This is a genomic window from Streptomyces sp. CNZ287 (assembly GCF_007827615.1).
On record NZ_VISV01000001.1, the window covers coordinates 615573 to 639508 of the forward strand.

The 23936-nt window shown below is 74.2% G+C and carries 18 protein-coding genes; 7 read left to right on the top strand and 11 right to left on the bottom strand.

What is annotated here, in order from left to right:
- Nucleotides 1-13: 13 nt before the first annotated feature.
- The 3 genes from FB457_RS02755 to FB457_RS02765 form a co-directional block, all read right to left on the bottom strand.
- Nucleotides 14-3853 carry a protein kinase gene (locus FB457_RS02755; RefSeq protein WP_145780675.1) on the bottom strand — a complete coding sequence of 1280 codons (3840 nt, stop codon included), beginning with the start codon at nt 3851-3853 and terminating at the stop codon, nt 14-16.
- A 137-nt stretch (nt 3854-3990) separates the two neighbouring features.
- Nucleotides 3991-6186: a serine/threonine-protein kinase gene (locus FB457_RS02760; RefSeq protein WP_047017616.1), complete on the bottom strand. Its 2196-nt coding sequence runs from the start codon at nt 6184-6186 to the stop codon at nt 3991-3993.
- A gap of 263 nt (nt 6187-6449) precedes the next feature.
- Entirely contained in the window at nt 6450-8156 is a 1707-nt protein-coding gene (locus FB457_RS02765) for a glycerol-3-phosphate dehydrogenase/oxidase (protein ID WP_047017615.1), read from the bottom strand.
- 260 nt (nt 8157-8416) lie between these two features.
- Between FB457_RS02765 and FB457_RS02770 the strand changes: the two genes are divergently transcribed.
- From FB457_RS02770 to FB457_RS02780, 3 genes are all read left to right on the top strand, one after another.
- Complete coding sequence (locus FB457_RS02770; protein ID WP_145780677.1) at nt 8417-9694, top strand: nucleotide sugar dehydrogenase; 1278 nt, start codon at nt 8417-8419, stop codon at nt 9692-9694.
- A gap of 124 nt (nt 9695-9818) precedes the next feature.
- A complete protein-coding gene (locus tag FB457_RS02775) occupies nt 9819-10271 on the top strand; it encodes a hypothetical protein (RefSeq protein WP_253911389.1) in 453 nt (150 codons plus the stop codon).
- Between the two features lie 116 nt (nt 10272-10387).
- Nucleotides 10388-10909, top strand: coding sequence for a hypothetical protein (locus FB457_RS02780; protein WP_047017613.1), 522 nt, complete (start codon nt 10388-10390; stop codon nt 10907-10909).
- A gap of 100 nt (nt 10910-11009) precedes the next feature.
- Here the strand turns inward: FB457_RS02780 and FB457_RS02785 are convergent, their stop codons facing one another.
- The 5 genes from FB457_RS02785 to FB457_RS02805 form a co-directional block, all read right to left on the bottom strand.
- Nucleotides 11010-11417 (bottom strand): hypothetical protein, encoded by a 408-nt coding sequence (locus tag FB457_RS02785; protein WP_145780680.1) that lies wholly within the window; start codon nt 11415-11417, stop codon nt 11010-11012.
- 461 nt (nt 11418-11878) lie between these two features.
- Complete coding sequence (locus tag FB457_RS02790) at nt 11879-12994, bottom strand: GuaB3 family IMP dehydrogenase-related protein (RefSeq protein ID WP_047017611.1); 1116 nt, start codon at nt 12992-12994, stop codon at nt 11879-11881.
- A 53-nt stretch (nt 12995-13047) separates the two neighbouring features.
- On the bottom strand, nt 13048-14553 hold the full coding sequence (gene guaB / locus FB457_RS02795) for an IMP dehydrogenase (RefSeq protein ID WP_047017610.1): 1506 nt from the start codon (nt 14551-14553) through the stop codon (nt 13048-13050).
- A gap of 223 nt (nt 14554-14776) precedes the next feature.
- Nucleotides 14777-15379: a sigma-70 family RNA polymerase sigma factor gene (locus tag FB457_RS02800; protein WP_047017609.1), complete on the bottom strand. Its 603-nt coding sequence runs from the start codon at nt 15377-15379 to the stop codon at nt 14777-14779.
- Between the two features lie 301 nt (nt 15380-15680).
- Nucleotides 15681-16292: a response regulator transcription factor gene (locus FB457_RS02805; RefSeq protein ID WP_026276081.1), complete on the bottom strand. Its 612-nt coding sequence runs from the start codon at nt 16290-16292 to the stop codon at nt 15681-15683.
- 412 nt (nt 16293-16704) lie between these two features.
- Here FB457_RS02805 and FB457_RS02810 point away from each other — a divergent pair, with 412 nt between their 5' ends.
- Nucleotides 16705-17076: a WhiB family transcriptional regulator gene (locus FB457_RS02810; RefSeq protein ID WP_047017608.1), complete on the top strand. Its 372-nt coding sequence runs from the start codon at nt 16705-16707 to the stop codon at nt 17074-17076.
- Nucleotides 17077-17152: 76 nt separating this feature from the next.
- Here the strand turns inward: FB457_RS02810 and FB457_RS02815 are convergent, their stop codons facing one another.
- A complete protein-coding gene (locus tag FB457_RS02815) occupies nt 17153-18121 on the bottom strand; it encodes a LysR family transcriptional regulator (RefSeq protein WP_047017607.1) in 969 nt (322 codons plus the stop codon).
- Nucleotides 18122-18209: 88 nt separating this feature from the next.
- On the opposite strand from FB457_RS02815, the gene FB457_RS02820 reads away from it, so the two are divergent.
- The 3 genes from FB457_RS02820 (at nt 18210) to FB457_RS02830 (ending at nt 21418) form a co-directional block, all read left to right on the top strand.
- Complete coding sequence (locus tag FB457_RS02820; protein ID WP_047017606.1) at nt 18210-18878, top strand: MOSC domain-containing protein; 669 nt, start codon at nt 18210-18212, stop codon at nt 18876-18878.
- A gap of 110 nt (nt 18879-18988) precedes the next feature.
- Nucleotides 18989-20557 carry a multicopper oxidase family protein gene (locus FB457_RS02825; RefSeq protein WP_216725717.1) on the top strand — a complete coding sequence of 523 codons (1569 nt, stop codon included), beginning with the start codon at nt 18989-18991 and terminating at the stop codon, nt 20555-20557.
- Nucleotides 20558-20638: 81 nt separating this feature from the next.
- A complete protein-coding gene (locus tag FB457_RS02830; protein ID WP_047017605.1) occupies nt 20639-21418 on the top strand; it encodes an SDR family NAD(P)-dependent oxidoreductase in 780 nt (259 codons plus the stop codon).
- Nucleotides 21419-21659: 241 nt separating this feature from the next.
- Here the strand turns inward: FB457_RS02830 and groL are convergent, their stop codons facing one another.
- Nucleotides 21660-23285: a chaperonin GroEL gene (groL, locus tag FB457_RS02835; protein ID WP_145780682.1), complete on the bottom strand. Its 1626-nt coding sequence runs from the start codon at nt 23283-23285 to the stop codon at nt 21660-21662.
- Nucleotides 23286-23410: 125 nt separating this feature from the next.
- A complete protein-coding gene (gene groES, locus FB457_RS02840) occupies nt 23411-23719 on the bottom strand; it encodes a co-chaperone GroES (protein WP_047017603.1) in 309 nt (102 codons plus the stop codon).
- Nucleotides 23720-23936 lie beyond the last annotated feature (217 nt).

Genomic DNA, 23936 nt, shown 5'->3' on the forward strand with positions numbered 1-23936 from the left:
GCCCGCCGCCCCGTCACCCTGTGGGCCGGTAGCTCTCCGCCGCGATCCGGTGGAACCGCTCCACCTCGTCGTTCTTCCCGTCCGGGCCGATCAGCAGGACCACGTGGTAATGGTCGTCCCAGATCATCGCCAGGTTGCGGGCGTGCACCTGGCGCCCGCTGCCGTCGGTCCAGTCGAACTCGCCCTCCGCCATGACCCGCTGCCCGACCTCGATCCGCCGCAGCCCGTCGGCCTGCGCCCACGCGGAGTCGCGGTACTCGTCCAGCTCCGGCTCGCTCTGCTGCTGGTACGCCATCGGATCGCTGCCGAACTCGCCGACACCGTCGCGGCCGGGGACGACGAGGAGTTCGTAGTCCCCGCCGACGTAGCTGACCTGGCCGTCGCTCCCGGCCGTGCGCTGCCAGTCGTCGCGGACGGCGACCTCGAAGCCCGCCGGGTCCTCGCGGAGCACGAAGCCGTCGGGCAGTTCGGAACCCTCGCCGCTGCCCTGCCCGTCGTCCTTCGGCTTGTCGGGGGCGTCCCCGGACTCCTTCGGCTGCCCGCGTTCCCCGGCCTCGCTCGTGTCGTCGGAGTCCGAGGGCGGTGCCGCCGGCTCCCCCGGTTCGTCCCCGCGGCCCGCGCCGACGGCGCTGCGCTGGTCGCGGCCCGCCTCGTCGGCCCCGGGCATGAACATCGCCGCGTACGCGATGGCGCCCGCCATGGCGACGAAGATCAGGGCGATGAGCGTACGGCCGAGGCTGCGCGGCCCGCGCGGACCGCGCCGCGCCCGGCGTTTGTGCCGCTTCCGCACCGGCACCGGCGACTTGTTCGCGCGCCGTCTGCGCATCAGCTCGCCGCGCCTGCGCAGTATCGGCAGCCGCCGCGGATCGCCGCCGCGGCCGGTGCCGTGCTGCGGCACGGTGACCGTACGGCTGCCGATGCCGGGCTCGGGCGCGGTCCGGATCAGGGACCGCAGCCAGCCGCGCAGCTCCTCGAAGTCCGGCCGCTCCGTGGGGTCCTGGCGGAGCAGCGACTCCACGACGGGGCGCAGGGCCCCGCACTCCTCCGCGTGCGCGGGGGGCTCGGAGCAGACGAGCTGCACCAGCTCGGCGACGTCCTCCTCGGGGTACGCGGAGTGCCCCTGGACGGCGCGGAAGAGCAGCGCGCCGAGCGCCCAGAGGTCGGCGGCGGGGCCGACGGGGGGCGCGAGCTGCCAGTGCTCGTGGACGGGCCCGGCCTGCTCGGGCGCCCACCGCTCGGTGACGGCGCCGACGACCTGCATCCGCGTCGTCCGCGCGCGCTCGGCGGCGAGCCGGGTGCTGGGCCCGGGGTAGCGGGTGGCCCCGCCGGCCTCGGGTCCCGGCGGCGCGTCGCGGTCCGCGGGCACGGCCTGCGCGCCGACGGGCACGGCGATGGACGCCCCGGGGCGCACCCCGGGCAGGCTGCCGCCGTAGGAGGCGCCGCCGGGGAGGGAGTCGGGAAGGGACTGCTGCTCGGGCTCGGCGAACTCGGCGGGCCTGGCGCCGGGGCTGCCGTAGGCACCGGGACCGCGACCGCCGGGCTGGCCGGCGGCGGGGTGGCCCCCGGGGGCGCCGGGCGGGCGGGCACGGTCGGTGGGGTGGTGGTGGCCGGGGGCGGCGCCGGGCGCGGGGCCCGGTCCCGGCCCGCGGGATGCGGGGGGCCCGCCGGGCGCGGGCGTTCCGGCGGCCGTGCCCGGACCGCCGTAGGCAGGACCGGAGTGGTCGTAGGAGCCGGACCCGATGCCGCCGTGGGCGCCGGGTGCGCCCGTACCGCGATACGGACCGGGCGCACCGCCCGCGGGCGCACCGCCGGGCGGGCCGGAGCCGTAGGAACCCGGCGCACCGGTGGCGCCGGGCGCGCGGCCGGGCACGGGCGCACCGGGTGCGCCGCCGGAGCCGGGGGCGCCGGGCGGAACAGGGCCGCCGGCGTGGGGGGCCGGGGCGCCGGGGGGCGCGCCCGTGGACCGGTACGGGCCGCCGGGGGCGGCCGTCCGTGTGCCGTAGGGGTCCGCGGTGCCGTACTCGTCGTAGCCGTCGTCGCCCGCGTCGTGCGGCAGGTCGTCCCAGGGGGCGCCGGTATCCGGCGAACCGGCGGTCTGCGGGGCCGGGTTGGCGGCGCCGCCCTGCGCGGGAGGACCGCCGCCGATGTCGATGCGGTCGCTGTACGCCGGACCCGCCCCCGCACCGGGAGGCCGGCCGGCCTCGGGCGTACGCGCGGCCTGCCCCGGCACCACCGGAGGTCTCGCGCCGCCGGCGCCACCGGCGATGCGTGCCTCGGCGGCGCGCGTACCGGCCTGGTACGCGGCCATCACCCCGGCCCGCGCCGCGGGCACGTCCCCGCCACCGGCGGGGACGGGGCGACCGCCCGACTGCCCCTCGCGCGGGGCCGGTCCGGCACCGCGAGGCCCCTGCCCCGCGGGAGGGCCGCCCTGCGGCCCGCTCCCGTACGGCTGTTGAACCGGTCCACCACCCGGCACCGCGGGCCCCTGCCCGCGGGCCCCGGCAGGGCCGCCGCCCGGCTGCCCTCCCGGCGCACCCTGCGCGGCGCCGCCCTGCGCACCACCGGCGTACGGCCGTTGGGCCGGGCCTACGCCCGGGGCCCCGGATCCTTGCCCGCGCGCCACAGGGGCACCGCCGCCCGACTGCGCGCCACTCCTCTGCGCCTGCTGAGCCGGTCCACCGCCCGGCACGCCGGGCCTCTGCCCGGGGGTCCCGGCGGCACCGCCGCCCGGGTGTCCGCCCTGCGGGCCGCCGCGCTCGCCGCCCGTCGCACCCGCTGCCGGGCCGCCCTGTTGCCACGCGCCGAACGGCCAGCCCTCCGCCGCGGCTTCGCCCGTGCCCGCTCCGGTGGCCGAGCCGCCCGGCGCGCCCCAGCCCGGTTCGCGGCCGTCGCCGCCCCGCGGCTCGTCCTCCGCCGGATCAGTGCCGCGACCCGCCCCGTACGGAGCGGAGCGCCACACCTCGTCGTCCTCGTCGTACGGCGGCGTGCCGTACGGGCCCGCACCACCGCGCGCCTCCGCGCTGTCGCCGTACGGTCCCCCGCGGTCGTCCCACCCCGGCGGTAAGACACCGCCCTCCGGCCCGCCGACCGCACCCCGCGGAGCGCCGGGCGCGCCCTGCGCCGGCAGGAACCCCGTCGCCGGGTCCGGGAGTTGCGGCAGGCCCGGCGCGTCGCCGGGACCCGGTTCCGCTCCCGCCGCCTGCTCCGCGGTGACGCCGGGGCGGGGCCCCGGGCTGCCCGACGGGCGCGGGGGTTCGCCGCGGCCGGGCGGCGGGGGCAGCGGATCGTAGCCGCACAGCGCCTCTTCCGCCGCGCCCGACGCCAGGCCCGTGAGGACCACCCGGCCGTCGTCGCAGACAAGCACCGTGCGCGTCGTGATGTTCCGGTGCGTCCAGCCGTGCGCGTGCAGCGCGCGCAGCGCCGTGAGGATGTCCGCCGCGACCTCCGCCCCGCGGTACGGGCTCAACGGCCGCTCCTCCAGCAGCCCTTCGAGCGTCCGCGCGGGCACCAGCTCGCTGACGATCCAGAGGCTGCCGCCCTCCTCGAAGACGTCGAAGACCTGCGCCAGCCGGGGGTGGTCCGGAATGGCCGCCGCCGCGCGGGCCGCGTCCATCGCGCGCTGCACCACCGCGCTCGCCGCGCCGCGACCCGCCCCGTCGCCGTACCCGGAGGGATCCGCGCCGCCGCCGTCCTCGATGAACTCGGCCTCGACGATCTCCGGCAGCGGCACCTGTCCGATGAGGACGTCCTGCCCGCTATAAGTGTCGAAGGCGCGCGTGTGGATGGGTTCGGCGTCGACGGCAGCCGGTAGCCGGTAACGGTCGGCGAGCACTCGGCCCGCGTAGTCGTCCACGAACGCCTCCCCACAACCGCGCAATGAACCTGAGACCGGGCCAAATGCGGTCGGTATTCAGCCTGGTCCGGATGCGTACGGTCCGCGAGACATCACGATACGTGCTCGACGGGTGGTCTGTGCCCCGCTCGCGCGGGTTAGTCGACCGGCTTGAAGGTTTCGAACGCCGTGTCGCGCAGCCCGCGGCACTCCGCGCCGTTCCACTCGTTCTCCGGACAACTGATCATTATCGCGTAGCCGTGGTTGTCGTCGACGGCGAATCCGCGGTCCAGGACCCTGATCCTCTGGCCGTCCTGCACGCGGCTGAACTGCCAGTCCGCGACCGTGGGATAACCGCGCCACTCGATTTCCTTCATCGAGATCTTGCGGTAGCCGGAGCTGGAGGAACTCACGGCGCCCTCTATCTTCTGCCAGTTCGACAGCGCGCCGCCCTCGGTGTTGTTGGGCTGGGACGTGAAGTCGATCTGCACGCGCGGGAAGGAGGACGATCCGCTGAGGATCGCGCCGCCGCCGCCCGGCGAGGTGGCGGTGCGCTTCCAGCCGTCGGGGAGGGCGACGGAGAACTTGAACTCCGGCTCCGTGAGCGTCGCGTAACCGCCGGGTACGTTCGTGGGGTCCTTTCCGGAACCGGATCCGGAGCCGTCGTCGCCCCCGTCCTCGTTCTTTCCGGACCCCGGGCCCGAGGAGTCGTCGTCCTCGTCGCCCGCCGCGCCGTCGTCGTCCTGCTTGCGCTTGTCCTCCTGGGCGTCGTTCTCGCCGCTGCCGCCCTGGTCCTTGTCCTGCTTCGCTTCCTTGCCGTCCTGCGTGCCCGCGCCCGCGCTCTGCCCGCCGCCGTCGCCGGACGTGCCCGAGTCGGAGTCGTCGCCGCCGAGCGCCACGGCGAGCACCGTGCCGAGGATCGCCAGCGCCACCACGGCGGCGATGACCGCCAGCGTGCGCCGGGGCAGCGCCGCCACGCGCGCGGCGAGGTCACCGGCGCCCGCCCGTGCCCGGGCCGCCGGCGGTGCCGCACCCGTGACCGCCGTACGGGCGGCGGGGCCCTCGGCGCCGTACGCACCGGCCTCCCGGCCTCCGGCCCCGGCCGTCCCCGGACCGGCGGCGGCCGCGCCCGAGGTCCCGGCGGCAGCCGCCCCGGACCGCGGCGGCGCCGTCGGCCGATCCGGCGTACCGGGCGCGGCGTCGGAGCGCGGCGGCGTCTGCGGCGGTGCCGGCGCGTCGGCCGGAGCCGCCGCCTCCGCCGCCGCGGCGGAACCCGCACCGGCAGCGGCGGCACCGGCGCCCGACGCGCCCGCGGCCGTCCCGGCCCGTCCCGCCGTACGCCTGCTTCCCTGCGCCCCCGAAGTCAGTCTGCGCGACGTCTTCTTCCGCTCCGTCTTCCGCCGCGCCGGCGCCGCCGTGCCCTGCCCCGCGCCCGCCCCGCCGCCCGCGTCCGGCACCACCGGCAGCGGCACCATCGTCGTGGGCGCCGTCGCCGCCGAGGGCTCGCCGGGCACGTCCTCCGGCGCGTCGACGACGGCGCGCAGCAGCGCCCGCGCGCCCGCGTCGTCGAGCCGCTCGCCGGGGTCCTTGCGCAGCAGTCCGTAGATGGCGTCTTCCAGCGGACCGGCGTTCTCGGGCGGATCGATGGGCTTGGTCATCACCGCGGTCAGGGTGGCGATCGCCGACCCCAGGTCGTACGGAGGATGCCCCTCCACCGCCGCGTACAGCAGCCCGCCGAGCGACCACAGGTCCGCCGGGGGGCCCGGCTTCTGCCCGCGGGCGCGCTCGGGCGAGATGTACGACGGGGCGCCGACGAGCATGCCCGTCGTCGTGATGGACGGGTCACCCTCGACCTGCGCGATGCCGAAGTCGCTGAGCACGACGCGGCCGTCGTCGGAGATGAGCACGTTCGACGGCTTCACGTCGCGGTGCAGGATGCCCTCGCTGTGGGCCGCGCGCAGCACGTCGAGCACGGCGAGGCCGACCTCGGCGGCGCGCCGGGGCGTCAGCGGGCCGTCGTCGCGGGTGAGGTCGGAGAGCGAGCGGCCCTCGATCAGCTCCATGACGATCCAGGGGCGGTCGTCCTCGTCCACCACGTCGTAGACCGTGACCGCGCCGGTGTTCCTGATGCGGGCGATCGCCTTCGCCTCGCGGAGCGTTCGCGTGACGAGGCGGCGCTTCTCGTCCTCGTCCACACTGGTGGGCAGCCGCAGCTCCTTGACCGCCACCGCACGGCCCAGCACTTCGTCCGTGGCACGCCAGACGGTGCCCATGCCACCGCGGCCGAGCACCTCCCCGAGCCGATAGCGGCCGGCCAGCAGCCGACCCGTCGCGCCGTCCCCTTCGCGCCCCATCGATCCCCTCAGCGATTCACCCCGGCAGGACCTCCATTGTGTCTTATCGCACGGACACCCCTGAGCGCCGGGCGAGGTTTGCCACGATCGATCTCCCGCCGCGGGCGGCCTGGTCTGCGGCGTTGACGCCGCCCAAGTCCCGTGCCGCGGTTGCTTACATGCACCTACAACCGGCATGCCGCCACCGCGGCGCCGGGCCCCCGCGGCACCCGCGGGAGCACCGGCGCGCGCACCCCCGCGGGGGCACGGTCACAGCGGAACGTTCACAACGGCACGATCTCCGGTGCGCCCAGCCGCGCCGCGTCCGCCGTCTGGTCGTCCGGCTGCCGCTGCGACTCGCGCTCGGCCTCGACCCGCTTGTCGTAGTGCGCCACCTCACGCTCGACCTGGTCGCCGTCCCAGCCGAGCACCGGCGCCATCAGCGCGGCGACCTCGGCGGCGCACTGCGTACCGCGGTCGAAGGTCTCTATGGAGATCCGGGTACGCCGCGTCAGCACGTCGTCGAGGTGGCGCGCGCCCTCGTGCGAGGCCGCGTAGACGACCTCCGCGCGCAGATAGTCGTCCGCGCCCGTGAGCGGCAGGCCGAGCGACGGGTCCCGCTCGATCAGCTCCAGCACCTCCTCCGACAGCGACCCGTACCGGTTCAGCAGGTGCTCCACCCGCGCGACGTGCACCCCCGTCCGCGCCGCGGTCCGCGCCCGCGCGTTCCACAGCGCCTGGTACCCCTCCGCGCCCAGCAGCCGCACGTCCTCCGTGACGCACGGCCCGACGCGCTGGTCGAGCCCGTGCACGGCCTCGTCGACGGCGTCCTTGGCCATCACCCGGTACGTCGTGTACTTGCCGCCCGCGACGACGACGAGCCCGGGCACCGGGTGCGCCACGGTGTGCTCGCGCGACAGCTTGCTGGTCGCGTCGGACTCGCCGGCGAGCAGCGGCCGCAGGCCCGCGTACACGCCCTCGACGTCGTCTCGCGTCAGCGGCACCGCGAGCACGGCGTTGACGTGCTCCAGCAGGTAGTCGATGTCGGCGGAGGAGGCCGCGGGATGGGCCTTGTCGAGGTCCCAGTCGGTGTCCGTGGTGCCGATGATCCAGTGCCGCCCCCAGGGGATGACGAAGAGCACGCTCTTCTCGGTGCGCAGGAGGAGGCCGGAGGTGGAGTGGATGCGGTCCTTCGGTACGACGAGGTGGATGCCCTTCGACGCCCTCACGTGGAACTGCCCGCGCTCGCCGACCATCGCCTGCGTCTCGTCCGTCCACACCCCGGTGGCGTTGACGACCTGCCGCGCCCGTACCTCGAACTCCCCGCCCTGCTCCAGGTCGTGCACCCGCGCGCCCACGACGCGCTCGCCCTCCCGCAGGAAGCCCACGACCCGCGCGCGGTTGGCGACCTGCGCCCCGTACTGCGCGGCGGTGCGCACGAGCGTGGCGACGTAACGGGCGTCGTCGACCTGCGCGTCGTAGTACTGCAGTGCGCCGACGAGCGCGTCCTTCCGCAGACACGGCGCGACACGCAGGGCGTGCGAGCGGGAGAGGTGACGGTGCGCGGGCATGCCGCGGCCGTGTGCGCGGGCGACGGACATGGCGTCGTAGAGCAGCACGCCGGAGCCGGCGTACGCCCGCTCCCAGGCGCGGTGCTTGAGGGGATAGAGGAACGGCACCGGCTTGACGAGGTGCGGCGCCAGGCGCTCGGTGAGCAGCCCGCGCTCCTTCAGCGCCTCGCGGACGAGCGCGAAGTCCAGCATCTCCAGATAGCGCAGCCCGCCGTGGATGAGCTTGCTCGACCGGCTCGACGTGCCCGACGCCCAGTCCCGCGCCTCGACCAGCCCGGTGGCCAGGCCGCGGGTCGCCGCGTCCAGCGCGGTGCCCGCGCCGACCACGCCGGCGCCAACGACCAGCAGGTCCAGCTCGCGCTCGGCCATCTGTGCGAGGGCCGCGCCGCGCTCGGCCGGCCCCAGTACCGCTGTCTTCACGGATGCCTCCCGTCCTGTCGCCCCGTTGCGGCAGTCCACGTGCCCACGTCGATTCTGTCCGCACCCGCGCCGTACAGCCACCGTGCGTCGGCCTTCGCGGCACGGCGCGCAGCCGCCGTACGGCGGGCGCAACCGCCGCCACGGGCGCCGCAAACCGCCCAATACTGAATAACAGTCATATATGCCCGTAGCCTGACAAGAGCCTCTCTCCACCCCGGGCCCGGCGTCCGGGGCCCTCCGGGAAGGAAAGTCCCCCAGACATGCCCGCAGACGTCGCCGTCATCGGAATCGGCCACCACGGCCTGCCGCTCGCCCGGGCCGCGGCGGCGGCCGGCTTCTCCGTCGTCGGATACGACCCCGATCCCCGCGCCGCCGAGGCCCTCGCCACCGGCCGCCCGCCGGTCGGCGGCTCGCTGACGGCAGCCGAGGTACGCAGACTCCTCACCACCGGGTTCCGCGCCTCCGCGGACCCCGCCGACCTCGGCGGGGTCCGTACCGCCGTCATCTGCGTGCCCACCCCGCTCGCCGAGGACGGCGCGCTCGACCTCGGCCCGGTCGCCGACGCGGCGCGCGAACTGGCGCGGCACCTCAAGCCCCGCACCACCGTGCTGCTGGAGTCCGCCGCCTACCCGGGGAGCACCGAGAACCTCCTGCGGCCCCTCCTCCAGCAGGGCTCCGGGCTGCGCGCCGGGCGCGACTTCCACCTCGCCTACTCCCCCGGCCCCCTCGACCCCGCCGACACCGCCTCGGCGCCGAAGGTCGTCGGCGGGCTGACCCCGGGGTGCACGGAGGCGGCGGTGGCGTTCTACGGGCGGTTCGCGGAGCGGGTCGTACGGGCCAGGGGGCCGCGCGAGGCGGAGACGGTGCGGCTGCTGGAGGGCAACGTACGGCACGTGAACTTCGCCCTCGTCAACGAGCTGACGTGGTTCTGCCACGACCGGGGCATCGACCTGTGGGACGTCGTCCGCTGCGCCGAGACCCGCCCCTTCGGCACCGCGCACAGCTTCCGCCCGGGCCCCGGCATCGGCGGCCACGGGGTGCCGGTCGACCCGGGCCGCGTCCCCGTCCCCGTACCGCATCCGGGCGGCAGGACCGCGCCCGGCTTCGACCACCCGCTGCGGATGGTCGACCTCGCCCGCGAGGTCAACGGCCGGATGCCGCGGTACGTCGTCCAGCGCTGCGCCCAGCTCCTCAACGAGCACGGCAAGTCCGCCCGCGGCGCCCGCGTGCTGCTCCTCGGCGTCACGTACGAGCCGGACGTGGCCGACCTGGAGCGCACCCCGGCGACCGACGTCGCGGCGCGGCTGACGGAGCTGGGCGCGCGGGTGGGGTTCCACGACCCGTACGTCACGGCGTGGCAGGTGCTGGGCAGGCCGGTGCCGCGGACGGGGTCGGTGTACGACGCGGCTGCGGACGCGGACCTGACGGTGCTGCTCCAGCCGCACCGGACGTACGACCTCCAGGCGCTGGCGGTGAAGGCGCAGCTCCTCCTCGACACCCGGGGGGCGACGCCGCCGGGAGCGGCGCACCGGCTGTGAGCGGCGCGCGGCGCGGCGGCATGCGGCAGGGCGTGCGGCAGGGGACGTGACCACCTCGGGATCACCCGTCCCGCAGAGTGCCGGAACCGGAGGTGGCGCGGCGGAACTGCTACCGTTCGGCCGTATGGGTGATGCGGTGATGACGACGGCCGACAGCCGCGGCCGGCTGCTGCAGGCGCTCGCCGTCGGCGCCGCCGCCACCGTGGCGGGAGCGCTGGTTCTGGGCGGGACGCAGGGCCTGGTGGGCGAACGCGGCCTGGAGCTCGGCTACTGGGCGCTGGCCCTCGGCCTCCTCGTCGGCGCCGCCGTGGGCCGCGCGGGCGCGGAGTCCCGCGGCTCGGCGTTCCTGGCGATCCCCGTGGCGCTCGCCGGCGTCCTCCTCACCCAGCTCGCCGCGACGGCCGTACACCTCGGCACGGCGGACGTGGGCGCGGCGTACGACTTCTGGCGCAGCGGGGTGCTGGGGAAGAACGACATGACGTTCTACCTCGTGGCCGCGGCGGAAGCGTTCCTGGTCAGCCAGCGAGTGTCCGAAGTTCGAAACAGCATGTCGCAGTCGCGTCACGACTCCCCTTAAGGGCTTGTTGTCGGGCACCGCTCAACTGCTAGCGTGCCGCGGGTTCCCACTGACCGCGCCCACCACACCAACTGTCCCCGGGCACGGCAGACTCATCTCTCCGGGGGGAAACACCCATGTCCCAGCCCTACCAGCAGCAACCAGGTCCAGGCGCCCCGGGCCAGCAGCCGTACGGTGCCCCGCCGCCCTACGCGCAGCCGCCGGCCGCCTCCGGCAACACGGGCCTCGCCGTGGGCGTCGGCATCGTCGCGATGATCGTCGGCGCCGTCATCTACGGCGCCATCATGCGCGCGTCCGGGGGAGACGCCGGCGAGTACACGCTGTACGCCTACCCCGCCGCCGCGGCCGGCATCCTCGTCGGCCTCGCGTTCGGCAAGCTCGGCGGCCGGAACCCGGCGCTGCCCTTCGTCGCCATCGTCCTCGGCATCCTCGGCGCCATCATGGGCCAGTTCCTCGGCTACGCGATGCTGATCAACCACTGGACGGACGGCCAGATCGGCATCGCGACCGCGTTCACCGACGAGTTCGACCTGCTGAAGGAAGCCTTCAAGGAGGACTTCGACGCCCTGGTGGCCGCGATGTACGCGGTCGGCGGCGCGGCGGGCTTCGCCCTGACCAAGCGCCTCGGCAACGGCTGAGGCAGCAGCAGACGGCACACGACGCAGGGCCGGCACCGCGTACTTCGCGGTCCCGGCCCTGCGTCGTCGCGCCGCCGGGACCGGACGGCACCGCCGTGCGTCAGGCGGGCGGCAGGGCGGTGCTCAGCCGGCCGTGCAGCAGCAGGTAGAAGACGTACAGCGACTCCCGGCCGCCCTTGCCGCGGTCGTAGCGGCGCAGGGCGCGGCCGAGGGGGTTCCACACCCGCCCGTCCGGCATCCGTACGCCGACGGGCTGCTCGAAGTAGTCGCGCTGCCGGTCGTCGAGGTCCACCCAACTCCCGCCCCCGGCCCGGACCATGACCTCCCCGACGTACGCCCCGACCCCGCGCAGCGCGTGCGCCACCGCCCGCTCGTCGGCCCCCTGCCCGGCGCGGATCCCGGCGACGATCCGGTCCGCGACGCGGAGGCTCTCCACGGAGTAGTCCAACGGCAACCGCCGCGCCGCCCGCAACCACTCGGCCACCACCCCCTCCACGTACCGGCTCATCCCGGCCGCTTCGGGTAACACATCGCTCGCACGCCCCATGGGAATCCCCTCCACGCTCGTCGGTAGCGACCTTCACATGAACAGCGCCGGGACCCCGCTTAAACGTCACACCTCCGAGGGGTGACACTTCCCACACGAGGGGTCACCACCGAGGTCTGGACAAATGCACAACCTGCCAGCTCCGGCAATCAGCAAAACGGCGCGGACCAGCGGGTCTTCGGGAATCCCTCGGATATGTCAGGCTTGGCGTGGATGTCCGTGCGCTTGCGGTCGTCCGGTGCCGGGCGCTAATCATGCGGGTGCCGCGAATCGGCCGCCGTCGCCGGGGAGTTCGCCGATGCGGGAGCCGGTACGGGCCGGGGCGTACCGGGAGCGGGAGACCTGGCCGCCGGGCGGCGGTTCGTGAGCGCACCCCCTGGCCCCGCGGGACTGCCCTCCCGCCGGGGCCGGGGTGGTGCTCGTCAGCGGGAGGCGGCCACCGTGACCTCGACGCGCTGGAACTCCTTCAGCTCCGAGTAGCCCGTCGTCGCCATCGCCCGGCGCAGCGCGCCGAAGAAGTTCATCGATCCGTCCGGGGTGTGCGACGGGCCCAGCAGGACTTCCTCCGTCGTGCCCACCGTGCCCAGGTCCATCACCTTCCCCCGCGGCACGTCCTCGTGGACCGCCTCCATCCCCCAGTGGTGCCCCCGCCCCGGCGCGTCCGTCGCGCGGGCCAGCGGCGAGCCCATCATCACCGCGTCCGCCCCGCACGCCACCGCCTTCGGCAGGTCGCCGGACCAGCCGACGCCGCCGTCCGCGATCACGTGCACGTAGCGGCCGCCGGACTCGTCCATGTAGTCCCGGCGCGCCGCGGCGACATCGGCCACCGCCGTCGCCATCGGCACCTGGATGCCCAGCACGTTGCGCGTCGTGTGCGCCGCGCCGCCGCCGAAGCCGACCAGCACGCCCGCCGCGCCCGTGCGCATCAGGTGCAGCGCCGCCGTGTACGTCGCGCAGCCGCCGACGATGACCGGCACGTCCAGCTCGTAGATGAACTGCTTGAGGTTCAGCGGCTCCGCCGCCGACGAGACGTGCTCCGCGGAGACCGTCGTGCCGCGGATGACGAAGATGTCCACCCCCGCGTCCACGACCGCCTTGGAGAACTGCGCCGTACGCTGCGGCGACAGCGCCGCCGCCGTGACCACGCCCGACTCGCGGACCTCCGCGAGCCGCCGGCCGATCAGCTCCTCCTTGATCGGCTCGTCGTAGATCTCCTGCATCCGCCGCGTCGCGTCGCGCTCGTCCAGCCCGGCGATCTCGGCGAGCAGCGGCTCCGGGTTCTCGTAACGGGTCCACAGCCCTTCGAGGTTGAGCACCCCGAGGCCGCCGAAGCGCCCGATCCTTATGGCCGCCTCCGGCGAGACGACGGAGTCCATCGGGGCGGCGAGGAAGGGCAGCTCGAAGCGGTAGGCGTCGATCTGCCAGGCGATCGAGACCTCCTTCGGGTCCCGGGTGCGCCTGCTCGGCACGATGGCGATGTCGTCGAACGCGTACGCCGTGCGCCCGCGCTTGCCCCGGCCGATCTCGATCTCAGTCACGGATGCTGCCCTTTCCAGACGGTTGCCGCCCCAGTATCCCCCGGTCGGTCCGGTCAGACCTTGCGGGAGTAGTTCGGGGCCTCGGTCGTCATCTGGATGTCGTGCGGGTGGCTCTCCGTCAGGCCCGCGGAGGTGATGCGGACGAACCGGCCGCGCTCCTTCATCTCCGGGACGGTGCGCCCGCCGACGTAGAACATCGACTGCTTCAGCCCGCCGATGAGCTGGTGCACGACGGAGGCGAGGGGGCCGCGGTACGGGACCTGGCCCTCGATGCCCTCGGCGATGAGCTGGTCGTCGCTCTTCACCTCCTCCTGGAAGTACCGGTCCTTGGAGTACGACTTGGTGCCGCCGCGCGACTGCATCGCGCCCAGCGAGCCCATCCCGCGGTACGACTTGAACTGCTTGCCGTTGATGAAGAGCAGCTCGCCCGGCGATTCCTCGCAGCCCGCCAGCAGGCTGCCGAGCATCACCGTGTCCGCGCCGGCGACCAGCGCCTTGGCGATGTCGCCGCTGTACTGCAGGCCGCCGTCGCCGATGACCGGCACGCCGGCGTCCCGGGCCGCCTGCGCGGCCTCGTAGATCGCGGTGACCTGCGGGACTCCGACGCCGGCGACCACGCGGGTGGTGCAGATGGAGCCGGGGCCCACGCCGACCTTGATGCCGTCGACGCCCGCGTCGACGAGCGCCTGGGCGGCGTCGCGGGTGGCGACGTTGCCGGCGACGACGTCGACCGCCGCGTTCGACTTGATCTTCGCGGCCATGTCGGCGACGAGCCGCGAGTGGCCGTGCGCGGTGTCCACGACGATGAAGTCGGCGCCCGCCTCCACCAGCGCCTGCGCGCGGTCGTACGCGTCGCCCGCGACACCGACGGCGGCGCCGACGATCAGCCTGCCCTCCGTGTCCTTGGCGGCGTTCGGGTACTTCTCGGCCTTGACGAAGTCCTTGACCGTGATCAGGCCCTTGAGCACGTCCCGGTCGTCGACCAGCGGCAGCTTCTCGATCTTGTGCCGGCGCAGCAGCTCCATGGCCTCCGCGCCGGAGATCCCGACCCGGCCGGTGACCAGCGGCATCGGCGTCATGATCGACCGCACCTCGACGCTGCGGTCGGGCTCGAAGGCCATGTCGCGGTTGGTGACGATGCCGACGAGCCGGCCGCCGTCGTCGGTCACCGGTACCCCGCTGATCCGGAACCGGCCGCAGAGCGCGTCCGCCTCGGCGAGCGTCGCGTCGGGGCGGATGGTGATCGGGTCGGCGACCATGCCGGACTCGGAGCGCTTGACCTGGTCGACCTTCTTGGCCTGGTCCTCGATGGAGAGGTTGCGGTGCAGGACGCCCACGCCGCCCTGGCGGGCCATGGCGATGGCCATCCGGGACTCGGTGACCCGGTCCATGGCGGCGGAGAGAAGCGGAATGTTCACCTTGACGTTCCGCGACACATGGCTCGCGGTGTCGATCTCGCCCGGGGCCATGTCGGCGGCGCCGGGCAGCAGCAGCACGTCGTCGAAGGTGAGTCCGATGGTCGCGAACTTGTCAGGGACGTCGGCGGCGCGCTCTGTCATGACACCCTTCCGGTGGGTCTTGCCCGATGGGACTGACCATGGTAACGGCGCGCCGGAGCGTCACGTAACGGGGCTGGTGGCCGGTGTACGAAGGTACGAGGTCCGGGGCCGGCGGGACCTTCGGACCGGCGCCGCGGCCCGCTCTCCGTACGCCGTACGCGCCCCTGCCGTACGCCCCGGGCGACGGCCCGTACGCCCCCGCCACGGCCCGTCCGTCCGGCGCCTACTGCCGCGCCAGCGCCCGCAGCCTGCTCAGCGCCCGGTGCTGCGCCACCCGCACCGCACCCGGCGTCATGCCGAGCATCTGGCCGGTCTCCTCCGCGCTGAAGCCCGCCGCCACCCGCAGCAGCAGCAGCTCCCGCTGGTTCGCCGGCAGGCTCGCCAGGAGCTGCTTCGCCCACTCCGCGTCGCTGCTCAGCAGCGCCTGCTCCTCGGGGCCCAGCGAGTCGTCCGGCCGCTCCGGCATCTCGTCGGAGGGCACGGCGGTGGATCCTGGACCGCGCATCGCGGCGCGCTGGAGGTCCGCGACCTTGTGCGCGGCGATGGCGAAGACGAACGCCTCGAAGGGGCGGCCGGTGTCGCGGTAGCGCGGGAGCGCGCAGAGCACCGCGATGCAGACCTCCTGCGCGAGATCGTCGACGAAGTGCCGTGCGTCGCCGGGCAACCGGTGCAGCCGCGTGCGAACATAGCGGAGCGCCAGGGGGTGCACGTGGGCCAGCAGGTCGTGCGTCGCGCGCTCGTCCCCCTCGGCCGCGAGCTGCACGAGTCCCCTGATCTCGACGGGCCTTTCGGCCGTCTGGGAAACAGTGGTCTCGTTGCCGCGCATCCGTCCATGGTGCCTCGCCCCCGAACGTTCCGCGGTGTCGCGGCCGTCGTTGTAGACCGAAGCGTTATGCGCAACCGCGCGGACGGTCACCACGCGCGCCCTCCCTTCGCTGCCCCCGTGCGGGATTCGGCTGTGCCCGATGCGCCTCGTTCCGGAGAACCCATGCCTCAAGCATGCGCCTTCGCGCGGGAAACCGGATCGCCCCGTGGCCCGCGGCCCCGTTCCGCGGGCCCGCCGCCGGCTACGGGGCGGGTGTGCCGGCCCGGGGCGCGAAGCCCCGGCGCGGCGGATGCGCAGCAGGTCAGCGTACGAGACCCCAGCGGAAACCGAGCGCCACCGCGTGCGCCCGGTCGGAGGCGCCGAGCTTTTTGAAAAGCCGGCGCGCGTGGGTCTTCACGGTGTCCTCGGAGAGGAACAGCTCGCGGCCGATCTCGGCGTTGGACCGCCCGTGGCTCATGCCTTCGAGCACCTGGATCTCACGCGCCGTGAGCGTCGGCGCGGCCCCCATCTCGGTGGAGCGAAGCCGCCGCGGCGCGAGCCGCCACGTGGGGTCGGCGAGGGCCTGCGTGACGGTGGCCCGCAGCTCGGCGCGGGAGGCGTCCTTGTGCAGATAGCCGCGGGCGCCGGCGGCGACGGCGAGGGCCACGCCGTCGAGGTCCTCGGCCACGGTCAGCATGATGATCCGGGCCCCAGGGTCGGCCGAGAGCAGCCGGCGCACCGTCTCGACGCCGCCGAGCCCTGGCATCCGTACATCCATCAGAATCAGGTCCGAACGATCGGCACCCCAGCGGCGCAGTACTTCCTCGCCGTTAGCCGCCGTCGTCACGCGCTCGACGCCGGGCACGGTCGCAACCGCACGGCGCAGCGCCTCTCGGGCGAGTGGGGAGTCGTCGCAAACGAGGACGGAAGTCATGGCCGCCCTCCGGAGCTGATGCGCGTCACCTTGAGCCTCCAGGGCTGGTACGTATCGTCACCTTCGGCGGTCGACCGCGCGTAAGGCGCGCCCGGGACGAACGCGCTCGCAGTCAACCGCTTCCGCACTCTCAACGACGGTCACCCGAAAGAGTTACGGGGGCTGGTGGCACCTGTTGCAACGGCCGTCGCCACGGGGACCGGGGCCACACACGTCGCCACTCTACGTGAGGAAGCGGTCACGGAGAAGCAGTCACCGCGCCGCGCCGCGCCGTGACCCGAATGCACCTATTCCTACCGCTCTGATCAGCTATTTTCTCTTTTCCGGATGAGTACTATTTACATCTGGTAAGCCTGGAAGGGTAGTGTCACGACCATTAAGGGTCCCCACGGCGCTCCCAAGGTGATACAAAATGGCTGATTTCTCCCGGCTGCCGGGCCCGAACGCCGATCTGTGGGACTGGCAGCTCATCGCGGCGTGCCGCGGTGTCGACAGCTCGTTGTTCTTTCACCCGGAGGGGGAGCGGGGCGCAGCCCGGAGCGCGCGGGAGGCGTCCGCCAAAGAGGTCTGCATGCGCTGTCCCGTGCGCGCGGAGTGCGCCGCGCACGCGCTGGCGGTTCGTGAGCCGTACGGCGTGTGGGGTGGGCTGACGGAGGACGAGCGCGAGGAACTGCTGGGGCGCGCCCGGCACCGGACGCCGCCCCCGGGGTCCGCGTCCCCGGCACCCGCGGCGGCACCCGCCCCGGAAGAAGCGCCGACGCGGACGCCGACACCCCACAATTGAGGCGGACCGCCGCGGGGAGTCGCCGGGGTGGTGTCCTCCGTATCCCGCGCCCCCTGCTCCGGGCGTTGTCCGCGTCCTACGCGTCCCGGGCGTCCTTCGCCGCCGCCGCCAGGCGGTCGAGCATCGCCGCCACCGCCGGCACCCGCGCCAGGTCCGGCAGCGTCAGCGCGACCACCTCCCGCCGCGCCTCCGGCGTCAGCGGCACGGTGACGACCCCCCGCGGCGGCACCGCGCGCACCGCGAGCCCCGGCAGCACCGCGGTCCCCAGCCCGGCGCGCACCAGGCCGACGACGGCGGGGTAGTCGTCGGTCGCGAAGTCGATACGGGGCGCGAAGCCGGCCCGTTCGCACAGCTCCACCAGGTGCCGCCGGCACCGCGGGCAGCCCGCGATCACCGGCTGCGCGGCCAGCTCCGCCAGCTCCACCCGGCCCGCCGCGGCGGCGGGGTGGCCCTCCGGCACGAGGCACAGCAGCCGGTCGGCGAGCAGCGGCCGTACGACGAGGCCGTCCCAGCCGTCGACGGGCTCGCCGGCGGCACCGCCGCCCGCGGCGGCGGCGTCGGCACCGCGCTCCGGCACGGTCTCGCCGGCGGGCGGGTAGTGGAACGCCAGCGCGATCTCGCACTCCCCCTCCCGCAGCATCTCCACCGACCGCGGCGGTTCCGCGTCCACCAGCGAGATCCGTGTCCCCGGGTGCGCCTCCCGCATCGCCGCCAGCGCGCCCGGCACGATCGTGGAGCTGCCGCTCGGGAAGGACACCAGCCGCACCCGCCCCGCACGCAGCCCCGCGAGCGCCGCGATTTCGTCCTCCGCCGCGGCCAGCCCGGCGAGGATGCCGCCCGCGTGCCGGACGAGCGCCTCCCCCGCCTCCGTCAGCCGCAGCTCGCGGCCGGCGCGGACGAGCAGCGGCGTGGCCGCCGTCTGTTCCAGCGCCTTCATCTGCTGGCTGACGGCGGGCTGGGTGAGGCCGAGTTCGCGGGCGGCGGCGGAGAACGAGCCGGTCGCGGCAACGGCCCGGAGAACACGCAGGTGACGGGCGTCGAACATGCCCCCAGCCTAGGCGAGTCGCGCGCTCGGGCCCGCGCGATCGAAAAGCCCGTTGAGCCTGGCGGGAAGGGGCGGTTACGGTCGGGGGATGCAGGTGCTCTCCGTGAACCTCGCCCGCCCGCAGACCGCGCCCGGCATCACCGACGCCCCCGGCTTTCTCACCGGCATCGACAAGCGCCCGACCGACGGCCCGGTGCGCGTCGAGGAGCCGGGCCCCAAGGGCATCGGCGGCAGCGCGCTCGCCGGCGACGTCATCGGCGACCTGCGCCACCACGGGGGCACGTACCAGGCGGTGTACGCGTTCGCGCGCGAAGACCTCGACATCTGGGGCGCGGAGCTGGGCCGCGAGCTGCCCAACGGCGTCTTCGGCGAGAACCTGACCACCTCCGGCCTCGACGTCTGCGGCGCGCGCATAGGCGAGCGCTGGCGGATCGGCCCCGACCTGCTGCTGGAGGTCACCAGCTCGCGCATACCCTGCCGCACGTTCGCCGGCTGGCTCGGCGAGCAGGGCTGGGTCAAGCGCTTCACGCAGGCGGCCCGCCCGGGCGCGTACCTGCGGGTGATCGAGCCGGGCGAGATCCGGGCCGGGGACGGGATCCGCATCGAGCACCGCCCGGACCACGAGGTGACGGCCGCGTTCTGGTTCCGCGCGAGCACCCTGGAGCGGGAGTTGCTGCCCCGGCTCCTCGCCGCCGGGGACGCGCTGCATCCGGAGTCCCGGGAGAAGGCCCGCAAGGCGGCGGCCCGCGCGTCCTGACGGCCCCGGTTCTCCGGGCCGACCCGGAGGGCGGGCTCAGGGTTCCCTCCGGGACGTACCCGTGCGATACCCGATGCCCGCCCACCTCATGTGTCAGAAAACTCTGACACATGACAAAGACGAGCGGACCGCGACCGCGGCTCAAGCGCGTGCTCCTCGCCCTCACCGCGGTGGCGGTCGCGATCGTGACGGTGGCCGTCGGGGCCGGAGCATGGTTCTACGCCACCGCGGACGTCTCCACGGTCGGCAAGGTCGACTTCGCCGACGAGCTGCGGATACCGCCGCTGGAGGAAGGCGAGGTGGAGGCGGACGGCACCCGGGTCTTCCGGCTGGGGATGCGCGCGGGCGAGACGGAGTTCGGGCCCGGCAGGACCACACCGACCTGGGGGTTCACCAGCCCCGCCACGGCCGCGGACACGCGGTGGCCCGGGACGTACCTCGGGCCGACACTGCGCGCCGAGCGCGGCGAGAAGGTCCGCGTCGAGGTGGACAACGGGCTCGACGAGCCGTCCACCGTCCACTGGCACGGCATGCACCTGCCGGCCGCCATGGACGGCGGCCCGCACCAGACGGTCGAGGCCGGCGGCGAATGGCGGCCGCACTGGACCGTCGACCAGCCCGCGGCCACCCTCTGGTACCACCCGCACCCGCACGGACGGACGGAGCGGCACGTGCAGCGCGGGCTCGCCGGGATGTTCCTCGTCGACGACGCGAAGGCGCGCAAGCTCGGGCTTCCGGACGAGTACGGCGTGAACGACGTGCCCGTCGTCGTCCAGGACGTGCGCTTCGACGGCGACCGGTTCGACCACGGTCACCGGATGATGCGGAACACCGGCTTCCTGGGCGACGAGACGATGGTCAACGGCACGCTCGCCCCGTACCAGGAGGTACGCGACGCGGTCGTCCGGCTGCGGCTGCTCAACGCCTCCACCGCGCGCGTCTACGACTTCGGCTTCGCCGACGACCGGGCCTTCGAACTCGTCGGCACCGACGGCGGCCTGCTCGGCGCCCCGTACCGCACCGACCGCGTGCTCCTCTCCCCCGGCGAACGCGCGGAGATCCTGGTGCGGATGCGGCCGGGCGAGCGGACCGTCCTGCGCAGCAGCCCGCCGGGCGGCGGCGACTTCTGGCAGTCCCGCTTCGCCGGCGGCGACGACTCCTTCGACGTACTGGAGCTGCGCGCCGCCGGCACCCTGCGCCCGGCGCCCGCCGTGCCGGCGCGCTTCGGCGACGTGGAGCTGCCGGACCCGGCCGACGCCTCCCGCGAGCGCCACTTCGACCTGCGCACGAGCGGCATCAACGGGCAGCCGATGGCGATGGACCGGATCGACGCGACCGTCGAGCGCGGCGCGACCGAGATCTGGACGGTGCGCAACCGGGACGGCATCACGCACAACTTCCACGTCCACGACGTGCAGTTCCGGGTCCTGGAGGTGGACGGCGAACCGCCGCCGCCGGAGCTGCGCGGGCGGAAGGACACGGTGTACGTACCGAACGGGCGGGAGGTGAAGCTCGTGCTGCGCTTCGACGGGCCGCCCGATCCGGACGTGCCGTACATGTACCACTGCCATCTGCTGTCGCACGAGGACGGCGGGATGATGGGCCAGTTCGCGGTCGTGAACCCGGGTGAGAAGGCCGGGCGCCCGCCGGGCGGCGGGGAGGGACACGGCGGGCACTGACCGGGCGCACCGGCCGGCCGCTGACCTCGTGCTGACCGGGATGCCGACCGTGTCCTGACCTCGGCCCGCTAGCGTGCGGACATGACGACTGCGCTGATTACGGGATCGACGGCCGGCCTGGGCGCCGCGTTCGCGCGCCGGCTGGCGGCTTCTGGGTACGACCTGGTGCTCGTCGCCAGGACGGCGGAGCGGCTGCACGCACAGGCCGCGGAGCTGCACGAGCGGTACGGCGTGGAGACGTCCGTGCTGCCCGCGGACCTGGCGGCGGAGGAGGGCATCGCGGCGGTGGAGAAGCGCCTCGGCGAGGCCGGTGCGGGGCAGCCGGTGGACCTGCTGGTGAACAACGCGGGGTTCGGGCTGAAGGGGCGCTTCCTCCAGGTCACGCTCGCCGACGAGCTGACGATGCTGAAGGTGCACTGCGAGGCGGTGCTGCGGCTGACGACGGCCGCGGCGGCGGCGATGCGGGAGCGGTCGCGGGGTGCGGTGGTGAACGTCGCGTCGGTGGCGGCGTTCGTGCCGCGGGGGACGTACGGGGCGAGCAAGTCGTGGGTCGTGCAGTTCACGCAGGGCGTGGCGCGGGATCTGGCGGGGAGCGGGGTGCGGCTGATGGTGCTGTGCCCGGGGTTCATCCGGACGGAGTTCCACGAGCGGGCGGGGATGGGGACGGACGACATCCCGGGGTGGATGTGGCTGGACGCGGACAAGGTGGCGGCGGAGGGGCTACGGGACTTGAGGCGGGGACGTACGGTGTCGATCCCCGATCCGCGGTACAAGGCGCTGATGGGGGCGGCGAAGCTGGTGCCGCGGGGGTTGCTGGGGCGGGTGTCGACGGGGGCGGGCCGCAAGTACGGGCCCCAGTAGCGGGTCGGGCCGCCGCCCGACCGGGCCCGGCACCGTGGGGAGGGGAGGTGGTTCCCGGCCCCGCCCCTTCCCGGAACCCGGGGCTCCGCCCCCGGGACCCCGTGCCCCTCGCGGCTCCGCCGCACCGGGCCTCCGGGCCGGCCCGGAGGGCCGGGCCGGGCGGGGGCGCACGCCGCAGGGCCTCGTCCCCTTGCGGAGGCGAGGCCCTGCGGTGTGTGGTGCCCGTGGTACCGACCGGAGGTCAGTGGCCGTGGCCGTGGCCGTGGCTGTGGCCCGCGTCCTCCTCGGGCTCCGGCTTCTCCACGACCGCGCTCTCCGTGGTCAGCAGGAGCGAGGCGATCGACGCCGCGTTCTCCAGCGCCGAGCGGGTCACCTTCACCGGGTCGATGACGCCGGCCTTCACCAGGTCGCCGTACTCGCCGGTGGCGGCGTTGAAGCCCTGGCCCGCGGTCAGCTCCGCGACCTTGGAGGTGATGACGTAGCCCTCCAGGCCCGCGTTCTCCGCGATCCAGCGCAGCGGCTCGACCGACGCGCGGCGCACGACCGCCACGCCGGTGGCCTCGTCGCCGGTGAGGCCGAGGCCGTCCTCCAGCACCTTCGCGGCGTGCACGAGGGCCGAGCCGCCGCCGGAGACGATGCCCTCCTCGACCGCCGCGCGGGTGGCGGAGATGGCGTCCTCCAGGCGGTGCTTCTTCTCCTTCAGCTCGACCTCGGTGGCCGCGCCGACGCGGATGACGCACACGCCGCCGGCCAGCTTCGCCAGCCGCTCCTGCAGCTTCTCGCGGTCCCAGTCGGAGTCCGTGGCGTCGATCTCGGCCTTGATCTGCGCGACCCGGCCGGCGACCTCGTCGGCCTTGCCGGCGCCGTCGACGATCGTGGTGTCGTCCTTGGTGATGACCACGCGGCGGGCGGTGCCCAGCACCTCAAGACCGACCTGGTCGAGCTTGAGGCCGACCTCCTCGGAGACCACGGTGCCGCCGGTGAGGGTGGCCATGTCGCCGAGCATCGCCTTGCGGCGGTCGCCGAAGCCGGGGGCCTTGACGGCGACGGAGTTGAAGGTGCCGCGGATCTTGTTGACGACGAGGGTGGACAGCGCCTCGCCCTCCACGTCCTCGGCGACGATCAGCAGCGGCTTCGCCGAGCCGGCCTGCATGACCTTCTCCAGCAGCGGCAGCAGGTCCTGGATGGAGGAGATCTTGCCCTGGTTGATGAGGATGTACGGGTCCTCCAGCACCGCCTCCATGCGGTCCTGGTCGGTGACCATGTAGTGCGACAGGTAGCCCTTGTCGAAGGCCATGCCCTCGGTGAAGTCCAGCTCCAGGCCGAAGGTGTTGGACTCCTCGACGGTGATGACCCCGTCCTTGCCCACCTTGTCCATGGCCTCGCCGATGAGCTGGCCCACCTGGTCGTCCTGCGCGGAGAGCGCGGCGACCGCGGCGATGTCGGACTTGGAGTCGATCGGGCTGGCGGCCTTCAGCAGCTCGTCGGAGATCGCCGCGACGGCCGCGTCGATGCCGCGCTTGAGCGCGGAGGGGGAGGCGCCCGCTGCCACGTTGCGCAGGCCCTCGCGGACCAGTGCCTGGGCCAGCACGGTGGCGGTGGTGGTGCCGTCGCCCGCGATGTCGTTGGTCTTGGTCGCCACCTCCTTCACGAGCTGCACGCCCAGGTTCTCGTACGGGTCCTCGACCTCGATCTCCCGGGCGATGGTCACGCCGTCGTTGGTGATGGTCGGGGCGCCGAACTTCTTGTCGATGACGACGTTGCGGCCGCGGGGGCCGATCGTCACCTTCACGGTGTCGGCAAGCTTGTCCACGCCGCGCTCAAGAGCGCGGCGGGCGTCCTCGTCGAACTTCAGAGTCTTCGCCATGGAACGTGGGTCCTCTCAAGGGGCGCCGTAGGGAGCGCCGACGCCCCGGCCCGTTTCGATATGTCCTGCTCGGCGAACGGATCCGGGGCGCGGCCTGGTGTGGGAAGAAGCGGGAAGCGCCCCGATTACTTCTCGATGATCGCGAGCACGTCGCGGGCCGAGAGGACGAGGTAGTCCTCGTTGTTGTACTTCACCTCGGTGCCGCCGTACTTGCTGTAGAGAACGACGTCGCCGACGGAGACGTCGAGCGGAAGCCGGTTGCCGTCCTCGAAGCGGCCGGGGCCGACGGCAAGGACGACGCCCTCCTGGGGCTTCTCCTTGGCGGTGTCCGGAATGACCAGGCCCGAGGCCGTGGTCTCCTCGGCGTCGAGCGGCTGGACCACGATGCGGTCCTCAAGCGGCTTGATGGCAACCTTGGTGCTGGCGGTCGTCACGATCCGACCTCCCCCTTCGGAGATCTCGCGGGGTTGAATGTCTGGGGTGGCGATCCTGGAGGATCCGTCGTCGCGGGTGCCGGATCCGCCTCGTCGCTGTGTTGGCACTCTCCCCGGGGGAGTGCCAGAGCCGAGGTTATGCCGCCCTTTAGCACTCGGTCAAGCCGAGTGCCAGATTGCCACCCGCGTCGCCCGCCGCCGGCCGTACAGTCATACC

What these genes read in the sequence shown, in the direction of transcription:
- FB457_RS02760 (WP_047017616.1), bottom strand. Translation starts at nt 6,186, where the DNA reads ATGGGGCGCGAAGGGGACGGCGCGACGGGTCGGCTGCTGGCCGGCCGC.
- FB457_RS02770 (WP_145780677.1), top strand. Translation starts at nt 8,417, where the DNA reads ATGCCCGCAGACGTCGCCGTCATCGGAATCGGCCACCACGGCCTGCCG.
- FB457_RS02775 (WP_253911389.1), top strand. Translation starts at nt 9,819, where the DNA reads ATGGGTGATGCGGTGATGACGACGGCCGACAGCCGCGGCCGGCTGCTG.
- FB457_RS02780 (WP_047017613.1), top strand. Translation starts at nt 10,388, where the DNA reads ATGTCCCAGCCCTACCAGCAGCAACCAGGTCCAGGCGCCCCGGGCCAG.
- FB457_RS02785 (WP_145780680.1), bottom strand. Translation starts at nt 11,417, where the DNA reads ATGAGCCGGTACGTGGAGGGGGTGGTGGCCGAGTGGTTGCGGGCGGCG.
- guaB (WP_047017610.1), bottom strand. Translation starts at nt 14,553, where the DNA reads ATGACAGAGCGCGCCGCCGACGTCCCTGACAAGTTCGCGACCATCGGA.
- FB457_RS02800 (WP_047017609.1), bottom strand. Translation starts at nt 15,379, where the DNA reads ATGCGCGGCAACGAGACCACTGTTTCCCAGACGGCCGAAAGGCCCGTC.
- FB457_RS02805 (WP_026276081.1), bottom strand. Translation starts at nt 16,292, where the DNA reads ATGACTTCCGTCCTCGTTTGCGACGACTCCCCACTCGCCCGAGAGGCG.
- FB457_RS02810 (WP_047017608.1), top strand. Translation starts at nt 16,705, where the DNA reads ATGGCTGATTTCTCCCGGCTGCCGGGCCCGAACGCCGATCTGTGGGAC.
- FB457_RS02815 (WP_047017607.1), bottom strand. Translation starts at nt 18,121, where the DNA reads ATGTTCGACGCCCGTCACCTGCGTGTTCTCCGGGCCGTTGCCGCGACC.
- FB457_RS02820 (WP_047017606.1), top strand. Translation starts at nt 18,210, where the DNA reads ATGCAGGTGCTCTCCGTGAACCTCGCCCGCCCGCAGACCGCGCCCGGC.
- FB457_RS02825 (WP_216725717.1), top strand. Translation starts at nt 18,989, where the DNA reads ATGACAAAGACGAGCGGACCGCGACCGCGGCTCAAGCGCGTGCTCCTC.
- FB457_RS02830 (WP_047017605.1), top strand. Translation starts at nt 20,639, where the DNA reads ATGACGACTGCGCTGATTACGGGATCGACGGCCGGCCTGGGCGCCGCG.
- groL (WP_145780682.1), bottom strand. Translation starts at nt 23,285, where the DNA reads ATGGCGAAGACTCTGAAGTTCGACGAGGACGCCCGCCGCGCTCTTGAG.